Source organism: Polaromonas sp. A23, assembly GCF_002001015.1.
In the GTDB taxonomy this organism is placed as follows: Bacteria; Pseudomonadota; Gammaproteobacteria; order Burkholderiales; family Burkholderiaceae_C; genus Polaromonas.
In genome coordinates this window covers 13,786-31,499 of the sequence record NZ_MUNO01000012.1, presented here as the reverse complement: position 1 = coordinate 31,499, position 17,714 = coordinate 13,786, and the positions used below count along the sequence as shown (strand labels likewise).

The window sequence follows — 17,714 nt, the reverse complement described above, 5'->3', positions numbered from 1 at the left end:
GACAACTCCTCCTAAAGAGCACCGCCATGACCGACCTGTCCGCCGAATTCAAGGCCCTTGCCAGCTACCGCCCCACGCACAAGGTGCGTTTTGTGACCGCCGCCAGCCTGTTCGACGGCCATGACGCCGCCATCAACATCATGCGGCGGATTTTGCAGGGCATGGGCGCCGAAGTGATTCACCTGGGGCACAACCGCAGTGTTGATGAGGTGGTGACGGCGGCGCTGCAGGAAGATGCGCAGGGCATTGCCATCAGCTCCTACCAGGGCGGGCACGTCGAGTACTTCAAGTACATGGTCGACCTGCTCAAAAGCCGAGGCGGCCAGCACATCCAGGTGTTCGGCGGCGGCGGCGGCGTGATTGTGCCGCCGGAGATTCGCGAGCTGCATGCCTACGGCGTCTCGCGCATCTACAGCCCCGAAGACGGCCAGAAGATGGGTCTGGCCGGCATGATTGGCGAGATGGTCATGCGCTGCGACAAGGACCTGACCGGTTTTGCACCTGCAGACATCAAAGCCATTGAAGGCCACGGTGAAATGGCCTGGCGGGCGCTGGCACAACTGATTACCGCGCTTGAAAACGATAGAGCAGATGGGGCTTTTGTCCAGGCGCTACGGGCGCAAGCTGCTATCAAAAAGATACCGGTACTGGGCATCACCGGCACCGGCGGCGCCGGCAAGTCTTCACTGACCGATGAGCTGATACGCCGCCTGCGGCTGGACCAGAACGACCAGCTGCGCGTGGCCGTCATCAGCATCGACCCTTCGCGGCGCAAGAGCGGCGGCGCCCTGCTTGGCGACCGCATCCGCATGAATGCCATCAGCCCGTGGAGCCAGGGCTCCCGCGTTTTCATGCGATCGCTGGCGACACGCGAATTCGGAAGCGAGATCAGCAAGGCACTTCCCGAAGTCATCGCTGCCTGCAAGGTGGCCGGCTTTGACCTGATCGTGGTAGAGACATCAGGCATCGGCCAGGGTGATGCCGCCATCGTGCCGCATGTGGATGTCCCCATGTATGTGATGACGCCCGAATTCGGCGCCGCCAGCCAGCTTGAGAAGATAGACATGCTGGACTTCGCCGAGTTTGTGGCCATCAACAAGTTTGACCGAAAAGGCTCGCTCGACGCGCTGCGCGACGTGGCCAAGCAGGTCCAGCGCAACAAGGAAGCCTGGGGTACCGCACCCGACCAGATGCCGGTGTTCGGCACCATGGCCGCGCGTTTCAATGACGATGGTGTCACCGCCTTGTACCAAGCCCTCAAACCGCGCCTGGCAGAGCTTGGTTTGAAGTTGGCCGAAGGCAGCTTGCCTATAGTCGATGTGCGGCACAGCACCAACCAGACGCCGGTGGTGCCTGCCGCACGCACGCGCTACCTGGCCGAGATCAGCGACACCGTGCGCGGCTACAAAAAGCGCGCCCGCGAACAAGCCAAGCTGGCGCGCGAAGTGCAGCAGCTGCAAGCCGCGGCCGCCATGCTGAAGATCGACAAGCCAGATCGCGCGCCCGCCGCCGAGGCAGCGCTGGACCTGGCAGGCAAGCGCAAAGCCCGCATGGACAGCGATGCGCGGCAACTGCTGGCCCAGTGGCCCGACATGCAGCAGGCCTACGCCGGCGAAGAATATGTGGTGAAGATCCGCGACAAGGAAATCCGCACGGCGCTGACCACCAAATCGCTGTCTGGCACCACCATCCGCAAGGTGGCGCTGCCGCAATACGAAGACAACGGCGAAATCCTCAAGTGGCTGATGCTGGACAACGTGCCAGGAAGCTACCCCTACACCGCCGGTACCTTTGCCTTCAAGCGCGAGGGCGAAGACCCGACGCGCATGTTTGCCGGCGAAGGCGATGCGTTTCGCACCAACACGCGCTTCAAACTGCTCAGCCAGGGCATGGCCGCCAAGCGCCTGAGCACGGCCTTTGATTCCGTCACGCTGTACGGCAACGACCCCGACCTGCGGCCCGACATCTACGGCAAGGTCGGCAACAGCGGCGTGTCGATTGCAACGCTGGATGACATGAAAGTGCTGTACGACGGGTTCGATCTGTGCAGCCCGAGCACGTCTGTCAGCATGACCATCAACGGCCCGGCCCCCACCATCCTGGCGATGTTCATGAACACCGCCATTGACCAAAACCTGGACAAGTTCAAAAAAGACAACGACCGCGATCCGACGCCGACAGAACTCGAAAAAATCCGCGAGTGGGTGCAGGAGAACGTTCGCGGCACAGTGCAGGCCGACATCCTCAAGGAAGACCAGGGCCAAAACACCTGCATCTTCTCGACCGAGTTCAGCCTGAAAGTGATGGGTGACATAGCGCAATACTTTGTGCACAACCGCGTGCGCAATTTCTACAGTGTGTCCATCAGCGGTTACCACATCGCCGAAGCCGGTGCCAACCCGATCTCGCAGCTGGCCTTCACGCTGTCCAACGGTTTCACCTTTGTCGAAGCCTACCTGGCGCGCGGCATGCACATCGACGACTTCGCGCCTAATCTTTCCTTCTTCTTCAGCAACGGCATGGACCCGGAGTACACGGTGATGGGCCGTGTCGCCCGCCGCATCTGGGCGGTTGCCATGAAGGAAAAATATGGTGCCAACGAACGCAGCCAGAAGCTGAAGTACCACATCCAGACCTCGGGCCGCAGCCTGCATGCCCAGGAAATCCAGTTCAACGACATACGCACCACGCTGCAGGCACTGATCGCAATTTACGACAACTGCAACTCCCTGCATACCAACGCGTTTGACGAAGCCATCACCACGCCAACGGAAGAATCGGTGCGCCGCGCGATGGCGATCCAGCTCATCATCAACCGCGAATGGGGCCTGGCCAAAAATGAGAACCCGTCACAGGGCGCCTTCATCATCGAAGAGCTCACCGAGCTGCTGGAAGAAGCGGTACTGGCCGAATTCGAGCGCATTGCCGAACGCGGCGGCGTGCTGGGCGCCATGGAAACCGGCTACCAGCGCGGGCGCATCCAGGACGAGTCCATGCATTACGAGATGCTCAAACACACCGGCGAGCTACCCATCATCGGCGTCAACACCTTCCGCAACCCGCATGGCGACGCGGTGCAGGACAAGCTGGAACTGGCACGCTCCACCGAAGAGGAAAAGCAGGGCCAGCTCAAACGCCTGCAAGACTTCCACCAGCACCACGCCAAAGAATCCCCGGCCATGCTCAAGCGCCTGCAGCAGGCAGTGATTGCCAACGACAACGTGTTTGAGGTGCTGATGGACGCGGTGCGCGTCTGCTCACTGGGGCAGATCACCCACGCGTTGTTTGAGGTGGGTGGGCAATACCGGCGGAATATGTGACTCTAAATCGCAGACCTTGACGACGCTGGCATCAGGCTCGGCAGCTCGGCCGTTTGTTTGCACCTCTTCCAGATCACGCCATCCACCAGATAGTGGTGAAAATTGACAGTGAAATGCAAGATGAACACCGTCGGCAGCCCCAACCAGATCAGTTGTTGCCCAGCCACGTTAAGCGCTTGGTACATCGCAATCCCCAGTATTAGACAAACGGCAAGATACTTACCCGCGTTTTTGATTGGACTTTTCAGGCTCTGAATGTCTTGGAGGTCGAACTGCGCATCACGACGAACGTTCTGCATCCATACAAATAGCAGGTACTGCAAGTTGTGCCAGATGTTGACCGCCAGCCACCCCAACGTGATGTCCGTCACCCACAGATAAGCGACTGCGGTGACGAGCAGATGCGACGCTACAAACAAGCTGTGGCCCGCGTTGAGCTGCCCAATCAATGCAAGCCGTACTTGCCGATACACCCACCATGCAAACGCCAACACGGCCACGACGCCTATTGCAGCTGCAAATACGGTAGGAACACTCGGAAGATAAATGGGATAGCCATAAAACGTGTCAGGCACCGTGGCGCATCGATGCAGCAAGCCCCAAACAGGCAAGAGGTAGATCAGACCTTCTGACAGGCGATCACTTCCAACTGCGCGCGGGTCAACATGACGATACGCTCTTGAAATGCCAAACGATTGCCGGGTAACGTGGTAAGCCTGGGCGATGAAGTACAGCGTGAACAGGCCACCAAGCTCAAAGGCCAGCGCCACCATCGTGACCAGAACCAGCACGATGAGCGGCAGGAGAAAAATCAGAAACCAGTGTTTTCTGATGTGAGCATTGTCGTGCCCGATCCTGGTGTAGGTCGCAATCACATGCGGACTGGCGAACAGCCAGATATCAACCAACACCACCGCTACGAAAATTTCCGGTGAAATTGACGCCAGGGCCGCAAGGCCCAGTGCCACGCCAACGGGGCCGAAGAGAAACAGCCTGTCAAACCACGGCCCGTAGAGAAATTGGCCACGAGTGCGAACGCCAATGCCAGCGAGCAATTGCTTGCTCATGTCGGAGGAACGGGCATGATCCGTGGCCGGGGGGTGCCCAGCGGAGCCAACTTTGGTGGCCTGACAAACTGTGTTCTCGGCCGAAGATACCGTTCCGTTGACGCCTTGATCTGATCGTAGGCGCGGTCCAGGCCAGACTCGAATCGGGAAGCGAGTGTCAGCCTGCCGGACATCGCGGACAGGCCCAGTGGAGGCAACGTTTGGTGCGGGTCATACATCTGCATCGCTTCGCAAGGGTAGCAAAGGCCGCCCACATCAAACTGATTCGCGAATTGGATAGCGTAAACCGCACCTTCTGGTTTGCCGCTGTCAATCGGGAATGAAAACGTCAGGGTGGAATCAGTCGCATCGACGACCGAATTACTGTCGCGCAACAGGATGAATCCGGAATCCGTCAAAGCACGGGATATCTCCCGTTTCAGATCCGGTAACTTAATGCCGACGTAGACGTTGCCGTAGGCGAAGCGATTGCGCTCCCCGTCCCATATGTTCCTGTAGTCAAACCCGTGTTGACGATCTAGGTAGGCCTGGGACTTGTTCTTGATTGCCAGATACGATCGATCAATATCAGGGTACAACCTGCTGCTTAATTCGTACTGGGCCATCCAGGACAATTTCCCTATTTCCTTCTCGTCCTGCAGGCGCCCCATTCTCAGGAAACAATTCATGCATTTCCTGTTCACTACCGTGCCATCTACTTTGAATTTGAAAATGACACTACCGGATGTGCCATCTCTGTCCACGGGATATGAAAATTCAAATTCCATGACACCATCGGCGTCTTTCTTTGCAGCACGCAAGGAAAAATTGAACTCCGAAAATGAATCAATCAACAGCTTGTTCAGTTGATCAACAGGGATGTTTCTATAGATGGCTATCGGAAAAACATTGCCCGATACCGTTCTGGCGACAATCGGGTAAGGGCCAGACTGACTGTTTGAAGGAAAGGCAAATACCAATCCCAAGGCTAGACAGAACAAAGCCTTCGAAAGTATCCTGAACGTCATTTTTCTCTCCCTCCGCTTGCAGCTGCATGAGTCTGTCGGGCGTCGCAAAGAAGCCCGACAGCCAATCAACAAACCAGATTTTGCCAGTCTATTGAGCGTTACGTAACCCATGACTGACGACTTACTATCGTTCACTGGGCCTGTCGAAGGGCCCTCCGGCCTTGCTCAGGACAGGCCAAACCCGACCGGTGCGGTGCTAATAGTTACACACCGCACAAGCTTTAATCGGCGCCACGCCGCCGGGTAGATGCTGTGATGGATGCGGTGCGGGTCTGCTCATTGGGGCAGATCACCCACGCGCTGTTTGAGGTTGGGGGGCAGTACCGGCGGAATATGTAGGGCCTCATGGACAACGAATCAGCAGTCACCTACCGCGGCGCTGTTTATCCTTGGCATTGCGATCATGTGGGGCACATGAACGTGATGTGGTACGTGGGCAAGTTCGACGAAGCCACCTGGAACCTGTTCCTGCGGATGGGTATCACCCCTCCTACCTGCGGTCCAACCAGCGGGGCATGGCGGCGGTAGACCAGCACATCGAGTACCGGCGCGAGCTGAAAGCAGGCGATGTGGTCAGCATCCGCTCTGTGGTGCTGGAAATGGGTGAGAAGAAAATCCGCTTCCGTCACGAAATGCGCAACGAAGACACCGGTGAGATCGCGGCTGTCACAACGCTGCTTGGCGTACACATGGACACCCATGCGCGCAAATCCTGCCCTTTCCCCGCCGAGCTGCAGGCCAAGGCCGCCAGCCTGCTGCTTTCCTGACCCGATTCAGTCAGCAAGTCCTGACGACACTGGCGGCAAGCCCGGTGCAGCGTGGGCATTGATCTGAGGCTGGCACATCCTTTGCGTGTGCGTTGTGAGCGGCGCCAAAGCCTGACAAGCGCTGTCGTCAAGAAGATCAATCTCCAGGAGGTTTTCAAATGGAAAGCAAAGTTTTGCGGCGTATGGCCTCTGCCGGCCTGGCATGGGCAGCTTTCACAACCACCGGACTCCACGCATCCGGCACTGCCGGCACGCCACCGGCCTCTGAGGCCAGCAAAGCCCAAGCCCTGCATGTGCAGGACAACACCGGCAAGCCGACAAAACCCAGGACAACATCAAAGCGCACACTGGGGACGAACCCGGCCATGCCGCTTTGGGGGGGTCCCTGGGGGCCTCACCATTGATCTGAACACCCTGGCAGGGCGCCGCAACCTTGAGGGCCGGAGGACTTTGAGATGCTATATTTTTAATAGCTATCAACGCGCGCCGACATGGGGCCAAAGCCACTTTTACTTATGGATTTGGACGCATGGCATCCAGACACGCCCTGCCGCAGAGAGCGAGTCAGCGACACGCCCGGGACAGGTATGAGAAAGACGGTGTACCGGCCGCCGCGGACTGCGCTGACACGGCAGGCAAAAAGGCCCGCCAGCAGCAAAGCGCATCGCAGGCCTTGGTCGTCTCACACGCCAGACAGGTCAGGCGAGGGACGGGGATGAACAGCGGGAGGCTTAACCGCCTTTGTGCGGGCGCTTGCCAGGGTTCTTTTTGCTGCGGGTCCAGGTGCCACGCTCGAGGCTGATCTTCTGGCCGCGGCCAGCCGTGCGGGTCATGCCAGGGGCTGGAACGGGTTTAGGGGCGCAAATGTCGGCTTCGACTCGGATTTTTTTGGACATGGGAGACTCCGGATTAGAAATTGGCAGAACCCGTGATTTTAAGCTACCTCGCCTGCCCCGTTGCCAAGCCTGCCGCGATGGACAGCGAAGGGCCGTCGCAGCGCGGGTTTTTTGAACTGTTTGCAGCGCCGCGCGGCGGGCCTCATCCGCCGCCGATTCCCCCTAAAGCTAGATCATTTCCAGCGCAACCGGGCCGCGCGGCGGGCGAAAAAGCGTATCGAGCTCTTCCAGCTGCGCTGCACTGAGCGTGATGTCTGCCGCAGCAAGGTTTTCCTTCAAGCGCTCGGGGCGGCCGGTCTTGGGAATCGCGATCACCCCATCGCGCGCGAGCAGCCATGCCAACGCGATCTGTGCGGGAAGCATGCCGTGGCGCCGCGCGAAGCCGGTGAGCCCCGGCGTGTGCAGCAGCCGGCCCTGCTCGATCGGCGAATAAGCCATGACCGGCATGCCGCGCTCGCGCATCCAGGGCAGCAGGTCCCGCTCGATGCCGCGGCGCGTCAGGTTGTAGAGCAGCTGGTTGGCCTGCACACCACGCCCACCGGGCACCGACCACAACTCCTGCATGTCGGACAGGTCCAGGTTGCTGACGCCGTAGTGGCGAATCTTGCCGGCTTTCTGCAGAGCCGCAAAAGCCGCCATGGTTTCGGCCAGCGGCACTGTTCCGCGCCAGTGCAGGAGGTACAGATCGATGCGGTCGGTCTGCAAGCGGCGCAGGCTGCGTTCGCAGGCCGCCACGGTGCCGGCCCGCGAGGCGTTGTGCGGGTACACCTTGGTCACCAGAAAAGCCTCATCGCGCCGGCCCTGAATGGCTTCGCCGACCAGTGTCTCCGCCCGGCCTTCGCCATACATCTCCGCGGTGTCTATCAGCGTGCAGCCCAGGTCCAGGCCAAGGCGCAGCGTGGCGACGTCCTGCGCGCGCTGCGCCGGTGTTTCGCCCATGCACCAGGTGCCCATGCCCAGGGCGCTCACAGCTTCACCCGAAGGCAACAAGACTTTTTTCATCGCAACATTGTGGCGCTGCGTGAGCTACAGCGTTTGGCGCAGGGGCAAGTTCAGCAGCAAATTCTGCGGCTTCAGCTTCAGCACGCCGTCGGCGTTCATCATCAGGCCCAGATAAACCGGCTTGCCCGCGACATCCGCACGCATTTCCCGCGAATCGGCAAAGTCGAGCCTGAAGAGGCTGAGCAAGCGTTGCGTGCGCTCGGGCTCCACTTCCCTGCCCTCATACAGGTCATTGAGCAGGGCGGTCGCCTCGACGTCCAGGCCCACGTGCCAACGCCAGGCTTCGTCGTCAATTTTCTGCAGGGGTTTGATGCTGACTACCACACCCAGAAAATGCGCCACCCACTTTTCCAGCACGCGCGCCAGCGCTTTCAGACCGGAGCGCGCGCGTGTCATGGTGAACACCAGGCCGTGGCTCAGGTCGTTGCTGATCTCGTGCGTCAAATCCAGCAGGAAGTTATGCCTGTCGCTCGCCTGCCAATAATCGGGCGCGTTGTCATCAGTGAGCACCTGCATGTCTATGCTGCGCAGCGGCGCTTGGGCTTCCGCCAAAAAGCGCCCGAAGTCGCCAAGCCCGCCAGTTTCGTTCAGCATGTCCAGCACATCGCGGTCGCCTGACAGCACCTGCCCTTCCTGCGTGCTGATGCGCTGGGCGCGAAACAACATTTCCGCGGCGCGGACTTCATAAACGTCGCCGGTGTCGTCAAGCAGGTTGCGCAGAATGGCCTGCACGATCAGGTCGATGAACAGCGGCGCAATGGTGATGCTGCCGCTGCGAAACAAACCGAGGTACCAAGCCTCCAGCGTACCGGCCTGCAGCAAGCCGTCGCGAAACCGAAGGAACAGGCCATAACTCTCGCGGGCATCGCTGTCTTGCAGGCTTTGCAGTTTCGCGTCGGCCACGGGGCGCGACGGTTGCGCCCGCAGCGCAGCGTGCAAGGCTTGCTCGGCAGCGCAGGACTCCGGCAAAAGCGCCAGCTCGGGACGGTCCAGAAAAAGGCGCAGGTAATCATCAGTAGGCTCCAGCCAGCCGCGCGCATTGCGCTGAAGCTGGCTGAAACCACTGGAAGGCCAGAAATTTTGCATGGAGGCAATCGTCGCATATCGCGTGCACAGGCAATTTGCTATCAATTGGATAGCTGTTCGCGCCCGCGGAATAAGGGGAAAATGGTCTTTTCCTTTACAGAAATCCGCCAAAACCCGTTTTGAGAGGGCCATAGGCATGCCAAGGGGTTTGCCCGGATACCACGGTGATCGACGATGTTTTCCGCTTTGCGTACAGTAAGGTGTTAAACCGCAGACAACGCAACGCTGCGGACGGAGAGACAAATGAGCAGAGATTTGAAACAACACCGATGCGGAAGACGCTCCCCGGCCTGGCTGGGCGCCGGCTTGCTGTTGCTGGCGGGCCTGCCCGCCTGGGCACAGCTGCCCACCGTGACAACCCGGACTGAAACATGGTCGGGCACGGGCCCGCCACCGAATTACAACCCGTCAGAGCAAGCACAGCAGGCACAGTGGGAACAATGGCAGCGGCAGCAACGTGAGCACGAGCGCCGCCAGCGCGAGCTGACCCGCCAGCAGGACGCGCAAATCCGACAAAGCCAGGAGTCGCTGGGCGAGCGCGCCCTGCGTGAGCAAGCGCAGCACAACGGCACCTATGTGCCCGAGCGGGCAGGCCTGAGCGACCAGGAACGGGCACAGCGGGACCAGCAATTAATGCAGCGTGACCAATGGCGGCAGCAACGTGAGCAGACGCGTCAGGATGACCAGCGGTATCGCCAAAGCGAAGAGTCGGTGGGTCAACGCGCACTGCGTGAGCAGGCGCAAAACCGGCGCGACCAGGGCCGCATGTCCAACGGTACCCAGCGTTAGGCGAGTCCGGGTCCAGCGCTCAACGCGCCGCGGTAGCGCGCTGCCTCCCCTTCAAGCCAGCCGCGAAACAGCGCCAGCACCGCGTTGTCTGACTTCTGCTCCGGGTAGATGAAGTAATAACGCCGGTCGCTGAGGAACTCGTGCTCGATCAGCGGCACCAGGCGCCCTTGGGTCAAATGATCTTCAATCAGGAAACGCGGAATCAGCGCCAGGCCCTGGCCGTGGATGGCAGCTTCGGTGGTCATGGAAAACAGTTCCATGCGCGCACCGGCCAGGTCGTTCTCGACGCTCAAACCCAGCGATTCAAACCACTGCCGCCACGCATAGGGCCGCGTGCTCATCTGCAACAGCGGCAGGTTTGCCAGGTCGGCGGCCTTGAGGGTGCGCCGCGTCTTGACCAGCGCCGGGCTGCCGACCGCCACCAGGCGTTCGTCCATGAGAAAGCACGATTCCGTACCCGGCCAGCCGGCTTCGCCTGCACAAATGGCTGCGTCCAGCGCAGTATCGGCAAACAAAAAAGGCCTGGTGCGCGAAGAAAGGTGGACCGCAATATCAGGATGAAGGCGCTGAAACTCGCCCAGCCGCGGCACCAGCCACTTGGCGGCAAAGGTGGGCACGACTCCGAGCTCCAGTGAGCCACCTGCGCCGCCCTTGGCCATCAAGGTCAAGGTGTCGCGCTCCACATCGTCCAGCCGGGCACGCACATCACGCGCATAGTTGGTGCCCGCTTCGGTAAGCAGCACCCCACGTTTGGTGCGCCTGAACAGCTTGACCTTCAGGAAGTCTTCGAGGCCGGCAATCTGCCGGCAGACTGCACTCTGGGTGACCGCGTACTCCTGCGCCGCATGGGTAAAACTCTGGTGGCGTGCGGCCGATTCAAACAGGGCCAAGGCGGTGGTGGAGGGAATTTTTCGTCGCATGCGGGGCTCCTGCGGCATCTGCCGTCTTGGAGTTCCATTTTGGCACACTCAAGTTCCAAATCATCTGTTGCGCCTGGCGGGCAGGTCGGCTTATGCTTGAGGCAAATCAGACCTTTCCCCCAGCCTCCTGAGTTGCGGTTTACGCACACAGAGAGGCCCAACACATCCCTTTGGAGATTCCCCATGAGCCCCAGCCCCCACAAAGCCAGTTTCCACTGGGCCGACCCCCTGCTGCTCGACCAGCAATTGAGCGAAGAGGAACGCATGGTGCGCGACACCGCCAGCGCCTACTGCCAGGAACAGCTGGCGCCGCGTGTACTGGAGGCCTTCCGCCATGAAAAAACCGATGCCTCGATCTTTCGCGAGATGGGTTCGCTGGGCCTGCTGGGCAGCACCATCCCTGAAGCCTACGGCGGCGCCGGCCTGAACTATGTGTGCTACGGCCTGGTGGCGCGCGAAGTCGAACGTGTTGATTCCGGCTACCGCTCCATGATGAGTGTGCAGTCCTCGCTGGTGATGGTGCCCATCAACGAGTTCGGCAACGAAGCCACGAAACAGAAATACCTGCCGAAACTGGCCACCGGCGAATGGATTGGCTGCTTCGGCCTGACCGAGCCCAACCACGGCTCCGACCCCGGCAGCATGATCACGCGCGCCAAAAAGGTGGACGGCGGCTACAAGCTCTCGGGTGCCAAGATGTGGATCACCAACAGCCCGATTGCCGACGTGTTTGTGGTCTGGGCCAAGGACGACGAAGGCGCGATCCGCGGTTTTGTGCTGGAAAAAGGCTGGAAAGGCCTGAGCACGCCGGCCGTGCACGGCAAGGTTGGACTGCGCGCCTCCATCACCGGCGAAATCGTCATGGACGAGGTGTTCTGCCCCGAGGAAAACGCTTTTCCCGAAGTGCGCGGCCTCAAGGGCCCGTTCACCTGCCTCAATTCGGCCCGTTACGGCATCGCCTGGGGCGCACTGGGCGCGGCGGAAGACTGCTTTCACAAGGCCCGCCAGTACACGCTGGACCGCAAGCAGTTCGGCCGTCCACTGGCCGCCAACCAGCTGATCCAGAAAAAACTTGCCGACATGGAAACCGAAATCGCGCTCGGCCTGCAGGGCTGCCTGCGCCTGGGCCGCATGAAGGATGAAGGCACGGCCTCTGTCGAGGTCACCTCCATCATGAAACGCAACTCCTGCGGAAAGGCGCTGGACATTGCCCGCATGGCGCGCGACATGTTGGGCGGCAACGGCATCAGCGACGAGTTCGGCGTGGCACGGCACCTGGTTAACCTTGAAGTGGTCAACACGTACGAAGGCACGCACGATGTGCACGCGCTGATTCTGGGCCGCGCCATTACCGGCATTTCCGCGTTTTCCTGAAGCGATGACAGCCCCCGCTGTTCGCCCGCCGCCGCTTGCCGGCGTCCGGGTGCTGGACCTGTCACGCGTGCTCGCCGGCCCGTGGGCCGGGCAGTTGCTCGCCGACCTGGGCGCCGACGTGGTGAAGGTTGAAAAACCGCAGGGCGGCGACGACACGCGCGCCTGGGGCCCGCCCTACCTGAAGGATGCTTCGGGTCGTGACACTACCGAGGCCGCCTACTTTCTCTGTGCCAACCGCAACAAGCGTTCGGTCGCCATCGACATCGCCACGCCCGAAGGGCAGGCGCAGGTGCGCGCGCTGGCTCAACAAGCCGACGTGGTGCTGGAGAACTTCAAGGTCGGCGGGCTCAAACGTTACGGGCTCGACTACGCGAGCCTGAGCGCGGCCAACCCGCGCCTCGTCTATTGCTCGATCACCGGCTTCGGCCAGACCGGCCCGTATGCAGCGCGCGCGGGTTATGACTTTCTGATCCAGGGCATGGGCGGGCTGATGAGTGTGACCGGTCGCCCTGATGGCGAAGCCGGCGCCGGCCCGCAAAAAGTGGGCGTGGCGCTGACCGACATCATGACCGGCCTCTACGCCACGATTGCAGTGCAGGCCGCGTTGGCCGAGCGCGAGAAGTCAGGCCTGGGCCAGCACATTGACCTGGCCCTGCTGGACGTGCAGATCGCCTGCCTGGCGAACCAGGCCTCCAACTACCTGGCCGGACAAATCGTGCCGCGCCGCATGGGCAATGCCCATCCGAACATCGTGCCCTACCAGGACTTTCCGACCGCGGACGGCGACATCATCCTCGCGGTGGGCAACGACGAGCAGTTTGCGAAGTTCTGCGCTGTGGCTGGCCATCCGGAGTGGTCGGCCGACGCGCGCTTTTCCAGCAACTCGCAGCGTGTGGCAAACCGCGCCGTGCTGGTGCCCTTGCTGCGCCAGGCCACGGTGATGCGCACCTCGGCCGAATGGATTTCCGCGCTCGAAGCAGCTGGTGTGCCCTGCGGCCCTATCAATCGCATCGATGAAGTGTTTGCAGACCCGCAGGTACGCGCGCGCGGCCTGCATATCAGCATGCCGCACGCGCTGGCCGGCAGCGTGCCGCTGGTGGTCAACCCGATTCGCCTGTCCGGCTCGCCCGTGGCGTATCAGCGGCCGCCACCCATGCTGGGCGAACACACCGCCGAGGTGCTGGCGCAATGGCTGAGCACGGGAGAGGCAAAAGACGCCGCTGCAGCGCCCCGCGCTCAGGTTTGATGATAAAAAGTGCTGTTTGCCCTTTGGGCACGGGCACAAGCAGCTATTAATTCAGTAGCAAACCAGACGACCCGGCTATCGCCTCGTCATGGCTCCGGTGCGGCGCGCAGGCGTGACACCGCGGCAGGCAGATCTTTCCACGCAGCCTGCCCGGGCGCATACCGGCTGCGCATGTAACCCGCCAGTTCGGCGATCTGCGCATCGTCCAGGCTGTGGCGGAAAGCCGGCATGAAGCCGATCTTTGCGGACACCGGCTCGCGGATGCCCTCCAAGATCACACGAATCAAATTGTCAGGCCGTTCGCTGTGCAGCTTGCTGTTAAGCGCCAGCGGCACGTTGACACCCAGCAGCGTGGGGCCGTCGCCGTCATGGTGGCACGAGGCACAGGCACCGTTGAAAAGGCGCTGGCCCGGCCCCGGCAGGGCCAACGAGGCTTTCTGCGCGGACAACACCGCTTGCCTTGCGCGCTCGGCAGCCTGAGCTTCTGCCAGCGGTTCGTTGTAAGACGCCAGGTAGGCAGCCATCGCCCGCAGGTCGCCGTCTGGCAGCGCTGCGAGCTCCTTGACCACCGGTGCCATCGGTCCAGCGGCAATGCCGTGTTGCGGCGAGTGGCCGGTACGCAGGTAGCTGTAGAGCTGATCGCTGGTCCAGGGCACGGGTGCACGTGACAGCCCTGTCAGGGCCGGCGCCTCCCAACCGTCGACCATGGCGCCGCTTAAAAATGCCTTTCCGCCGCGTTCGGCGCCGAAGGCATTGCGCGGCGTGTGACAGGCACCGCAGTGGCCCAGGCCATTGACCAGGTAGGCGCCGCGGTTCCATTCCACGGTTTGTGTCGGGTCCACGCGATAAGGTGCCGGGTCATGGAACATCGCATTCCATGCGGCCATCAGGGGCCGCACATTGAAAGGGAAAGCGAGCTGTGTGGCCGGCGTCTCCGAGCGCACGGCAGGCTGTGCCATCAGGTAGGCGTACAGCGCGGTCAAATCCTCATCACTCGTTTTGGCAAAGGCCGTGAAAGGAAAAGCCGGGTACAGATGGTGCCCATCACGCGAAATGCCTTCACGCATGGCGCGCTGGAAAGCGCTGAAGGACCAAAGGCCGATGCCGGTCTGCGCATCGGGCGTGAGGTTGGTGGTGAATATTTTTCCGAAGGGCGTCTCCATCGCCCGGCCGCCGGCATTCGGAATGCCGCCGGGCGCGGTGTGGCACACCACACAGTCACCGGCCGCTCCAAGTTGCCGGCCGCGTTCAATCGTTGCAGCGGTGTAGATCGACGAAGCACCGGACACCACCGGCGCAATCGCCGGACGCCAGCCCAGCAAGGCAGCAGCCAGCCCGAACACGCCGGCCAGCATGGCACCGGCGCGGGACCAGCGGCCCAAACCCTTGGGCCATGGAGCGTTTTCGGGAACGCGACCCAAGGACGGTGGGGCGGCCAGCGCCTGCGATGACGGCGTCACCTTGTCCGGCGCTGGTTGCAATGCAGCACGCACCACTTCCGCGGTGAAAGGTGGCTGGCGAAAGCGCACACCGGTTGCATCGAATATCGCGTTCGCAATGGCGGCTGTGCCCGGCACCGACGACGACTCACCCGCGCCCAGCGGCGGCTCACCCGGGCGCGCCATGGTCACAACCTCGATCACCGGCACATCCCTGAAACTCAGGATGGGGTAGCTGCCCCACTCCAGGCTGGCCACGGCCTGCGTTTTCGGGTTCAGGGTGACCTGCTCGGTCAGGGCCCGGCTGGTGGTCTGCACCACGTTGCCGTGGATCTGGTGCTGCACGCCTGCGGGGTTGATCAATGTGCCGGCATCATGGCCGACGACCACACGCCGGACCTGCACTTCGCCGGTCTTGCGGTTGACCTCGACGTCGGCCACCCACGCCGCCCAGGCGGCGCCGTAACCCGGCCACTTGCTGTGCACGTAACGCGCGTAAGCCACGCCTTGCCCGTACACGATGTCGGGCGCCCCGTTTTGCTCTTCGCCCTGCTGTTGCGGCTGCGTGTGAACTTTCCAGCCAGCACGATCGGCTGTGGCGCGCAACAGTTCCGCCGCGCGCGGCTCGCTCAGATAACGCAGGCGGAACTCGACCGGGTCCACGCCGGCAGCCGTGGCCAGCTCGTCGATGTAGGACTCGTGCGCAAAGGAGTTGGGCAGGGCCGACACACCGCGCAGCCACGAAGCACGCAGCATGGGCGGCATGTCGTTGACCGACACGCGCAAATTTTCATAATCGTAAGGCGGGCGGGCACTGCGGTCGCCCATCTCGTAGGCGCGCGCCACAGGTTCAACGGTGCGAGTGAGCAGCAGTGCCAGCGTCGGCGCGCCATTGGACGGGTAGGAGGTCTGGAAGTCGTAAGCGGCAACAGAGCCGTCGGCATTCAGCCCGCCATTGACTTGCATGAGCTGGGCCGCGCCCTTGGGTTCCCAGGCATGTTCCTGCTCGCGCGTCAGCTGCACCCGCACCGGCGCACCTACGGCGCGCGAGAGCAAAGCCGCATCGGCCGCCACATCGTCGGCACAGTTGCGTCCGTAACAGCCGGCCGCTTCCATGCGAATCACGTCAATATCAACATCCGGCAGCCCCATGAGCTGCGACAGATCGGCGCGCAGCACGTGCGGGTTCTGGCTGCCGGCCCACACCGTCAGGCGGTTCTGCTTCCAGTCCGCCAGTGCACAGGAAGGACCGATGGAGCCGTGCATCTGGTAGGGCCAGACGTAGTTGCGCGGCATGCGCTCTGCAGCGCCCGCCATCGCCGCATGGACATCGCCTTCGTCAATCAGCTTGCGCTGGGTCGCCGGGTTGGCGCGGATGGCCGTTTCAAGATCGTCGAGATTTGTCAGGCCAGGCCAGGGCTTCCATTGGACGCGCAGTTCGCGCAGCGCCTGCTCGGCATGTTCTTCGCGCTCGGCAACAATGCCAATGAAATCGCGAATGACCACCACCGCTCGAATGCCGGGGATGTGTGCGATGGACGACTCGTCCACCGCATGCAACGTGTTGCCGATGAAATCACCATGGTCGGCTCCGGCATAGGGCGGCCGCACAACACGGCCATGCAGCATGCCCGGCACCCGCATGTCGTGCACAAAGGTCAGCGCACCCGTTGCCTTGGCCGGAATGTCAACGCGCGCCGCGCTGGTTCCAACGATGCGGTAGTCCTCCGGGGATTTCAGCGGCGAATCCGGCGCCAATGTGAGTTCCGCATGCTGCTGCGCTACCAGGGCCCCGTAGGCCACCGACCGATGCTCACTGCCGATCACCGACACCAGGCCGTCACGTACCGTCAGCAGCGCGCGGTCTACCTGCAGCGCACCGGCGGCGCGTTCCACCAGCCAGGCACGCGCCTGGGCCGCCGCGGCGCGCAGCGGAACGGCATGGATCTGTATCGATGCGCTGGCAATGGTGGCACCCTGGTTGGGCGCGCGGCTGGTATCACCCAGGACCATGTGGACACTGGCCAGCGAAACATCAAGCTCTTCCGCCACGATCTGGCTGAGCGCGGTGCGAATGCCGGTGCCCAGGTCCACATGGCCATTCAGGGCCGTCACGCTTCCGTCGTTCCAGACAGCGAGCAGTATCTCCACGCCTTCCAGTGGATTGCCACTGATCAGCGCTGGTTGACCCTGGGCAGGCGGCGGCGCGGGCGGCAGCTCACGCGTAACCAGCAGCACGCCGCCTGCCGCGTGAAAATCGGCGCGTGTGAGCGGGGTGTCCGCGCGGCGCGTCATGCCTTGCCTGCCTGCGCCGGAACCGGCTGCATCAGCTGCGCCGCGCGCCTGACCGCCTTGAGGATTTCCAGATGGGTGCCGCAACGGCACAGGTTGCCGGACAACTCGCGGCGTATCTCATCGTCCGTCGGCTCCGGCTTGCGCGCCAGCAGTGCCACCGTCATCATGATCATGCCGCTCAGGCAGTAACCGCACTGGGCCGCCTGCTCTTCGATGAAAGCCTGTTGCACCGGATGAAGCGCATCGAGGGACCCGAGGCCTTCCAGGGTGGTTATCTCGCGGCCGGCCACACCGGCGGCGGGAATGACGCAGGCACGAGCGGCCACGCCATCGACCAGCACCGTGCAGGCCCCGCATTCACCCAGGCCACAGCCGTATTTGGGACTGTTGAGTTCGAGGTCGTTGCGCAGCACGCCCAGCAAGGAAGCCTGCGGCGATACCGTCAGCGTCCGCGTCAACCGGTTGACGCTGAAAGTCATGACCTGCGAACTCATCGGATCCGGTGG

At 62.1% G+C, this 17,714-nt stretch carries 14 protein-coding genes; 5 read left to right on the top strand and 9 right to left on the bottom strand.

The window, feature by feature from the left end:
• The first annotated feature begins 26 nt into the window (after positions 1 to 26).
• Positions 27 to 3,320: a fused isobutyryl-CoA mutase/GTPase IcmF gene (gene icmF, locus B0B52_RS05635; RefSeq protein WP_077592645.1), complete on the top strand. Its 3,294-nt coding sequence runs from the start codon at positions 27 to 29 to the stop codon at positions 3,318 to 3,320.
• Positions 3,321 to 3,322: 2 nt separating this feature from the next.
• On the opposite strand, the gene B0B52_RS05630 is transcribed toward icmF, so the two are convergent.
• Together B0B52_RS05630 and B0B52_RS05625 are read right to left on the bottom strand one after the other, a co-directional pair.
• A complete protein-coding gene (locus B0B52_RS05630) occupies positions 3,323 to 4,387 on the bottom strand; it encodes a hypothetical protein (RefSeq protein WP_077592644.1) in 1,065 nt (354 codons plus the stop codon).
• Positions 4,384 to 5,394 carry a hypothetical protein gene (locus B0B52_RS05625; protein WP_077592643.1) on the bottom strand — a complete coding sequence of 337 codons (1,011 nt, stop codon included), beginning with the start codon at positions 5,392 to 5,394 and terminating at the stop codon, positions 4,384 to 4,386. Before B0B52_RS05625 ends, B0B52_RS05630 begins: the two co-directional genes overlap by 4 nt.
• Before the next feature lie 425 nt (positions 5,395 to 5,819).
• Here B0B52_RS05625 and B0B52_RS05620 point away from each other — a divergent pair, with 425 nt between their 5' ends.
• On the top strand, positions 5,820 to 6,161 hold the full coding sequence (locus tag B0B52_RS05620; RefSeq protein ID WP_217349777.1) for a thioesterase family protein: 342 nt from the start codon (positions 5,820 to 5,822) through the stop codon (positions 6,159 to 6,161).
• Positions 6,162 to 6,315: 154 nt separating this feature from the next.
• Here the strand turns inward: B0B52_RS05620 and B0B52_RS05615 are convergent, their stop codons facing one another.
• The 4 genes from B0B52_RS05615 to B0B52_RS05605 form a co-directional block, all read right to left on the bottom strand.
• The gene (locus B0B52_RS05615; RefSeq protein ID WP_077592642.1) at positions 6,316 to 6,528 is read right to left on the bottom strand and encodes a hypothetical protein; all 213 of its coding nucleotides are present in this window, start codon (positions 6,526 to 6,528) and stop codon (positions 6,316 to 6,318) included.
• Positions 6,529 to 6,892: 364 nt separating this feature from the next.
• Entirely contained in the window at positions 6,893 to 7,057 is a 165-nt protein-coding gene (locus B0B52_RS22425; protein WP_168173476.1) for a hypothetical protein, read from the bottom strand.
• Between the two features lie 168 nt (positions 7,058 to 7,225).
• Positions 7,226 to 8,059, bottom strand: a complete 834-nt coding sequence (locus B0B52_RS05610) for an aldo/keto reductase (protein ID WP_077592641.1) — start codon at positions 8,057 to 8,059, stop codon at positions 7,226 to 7,228.
• Between the two features lie 24 nt (positions 8,060 to 8,083).
• A complete protein-coding gene (locus B0B52_RS05605; RefSeq protein ID WP_077592640.1) occupies positions 8,084 to 9,145 on the bottom strand; it encodes a DUF6352 family protein in 1,062 nt (353 codons plus the stop codon).
• 243 nt (positions 9,146 to 9,388) lie between these two features.
• On the opposite strand from B0B52_RS05605, the gene B0B52_RS05600 reads away from it, so the two are divergent.
• The gene (locus tag B0B52_RS05600) at positions 9,389 to 9,934 is read left to right on the top strand and encodes a hypothetical protein (RefSeq protein WP_139351824.1); all 546 of its coding nucleotides are present in this window, start codon (positions 9,389 to 9,391) and stop codon (positions 9,932 to 9,934) included.
• On the opposite strand, the gene B0B52_RS05595 is transcribed toward B0B52_RS05600, so the two are convergent.
• Positions 9,931 to 10,854, bottom strand: a complete 924-nt coding sequence (locus B0B52_RS05595; protein ID WP_077592831.1) for a LysR substrate-binding domain-containing protein — start codon at positions 10,852 to 10,854, stop codon at positions 9,931 to 9,933. The genes B0B52_RS05600 and B0B52_RS05595 overlap by 4 nt on opposite strands.
• A gap of 183 nt (positions 10,855 to 11,037) precedes the next feature.
• Between B0B52_RS05595 and B0B52_RS05590 the strand changes: the two genes are divergently transcribed.
• Positions 11,038 to 12,228, top strand: a complete 1,191-nt coding sequence (locus tag B0B52_RS05590) for an acyl-CoA dehydrogenase (RefSeq protein ID WP_077592638.1) — start codon at positions 11,038 to 11,040, stop codon at positions 12,226 to 12,228.
• A 4-nt stretch (positions 12,229 to 12,232) separates the two neighbouring features.
• Complete coding sequence (locus tag B0B52_RS05585) at positions 12,233 to 13,474, top strand: CaiB/BaiF CoA-transferase family protein (protein WP_077592637.1); 1,242 nt, start codon at positions 12,233 to 12,235, stop codon at positions 13,472 to 13,474.
• Positions 13,475 to 13,560: 86 nt separating this feature from the next.
• Here the strand turns inward: B0B52_RS05585 and B0B52_RS05580 are convergent, their stop codons facing one another.
• Together B0B52_RS05580 and B0B52_RS05575 are read right to left on the bottom strand one after the other, a co-directional pair.
• Positions 13,561 to 17,208, bottom strand: a complete 3,648-nt coding sequence (locus B0B52_RS05580; protein ID WP_077592636.1) for a molybdopterin cofactor-binding domain-containing protein — start codon at positions 17,206 to 17,208, stop codon at positions 13,561 to 13,563.
• The gene (locus B0B52_RS05575; RefSeq protein WP_077592635.1) at positions 17,205 to 17,702 is read right to left on the bottom strand and encodes a (2Fe-2S)-binding protein; all 498 of its coding nucleotides are present in this window, start codon (positions 17,700 to 17,702) and stop codon (positions 17,205 to 17,207) included. Before B0B52_RS05575 ends, B0B52_RS05580 begins: the two co-directional genes overlap by 4 nt.
• Positions 17,703 to 17,714: the final 12 nt, after the last annotated feature.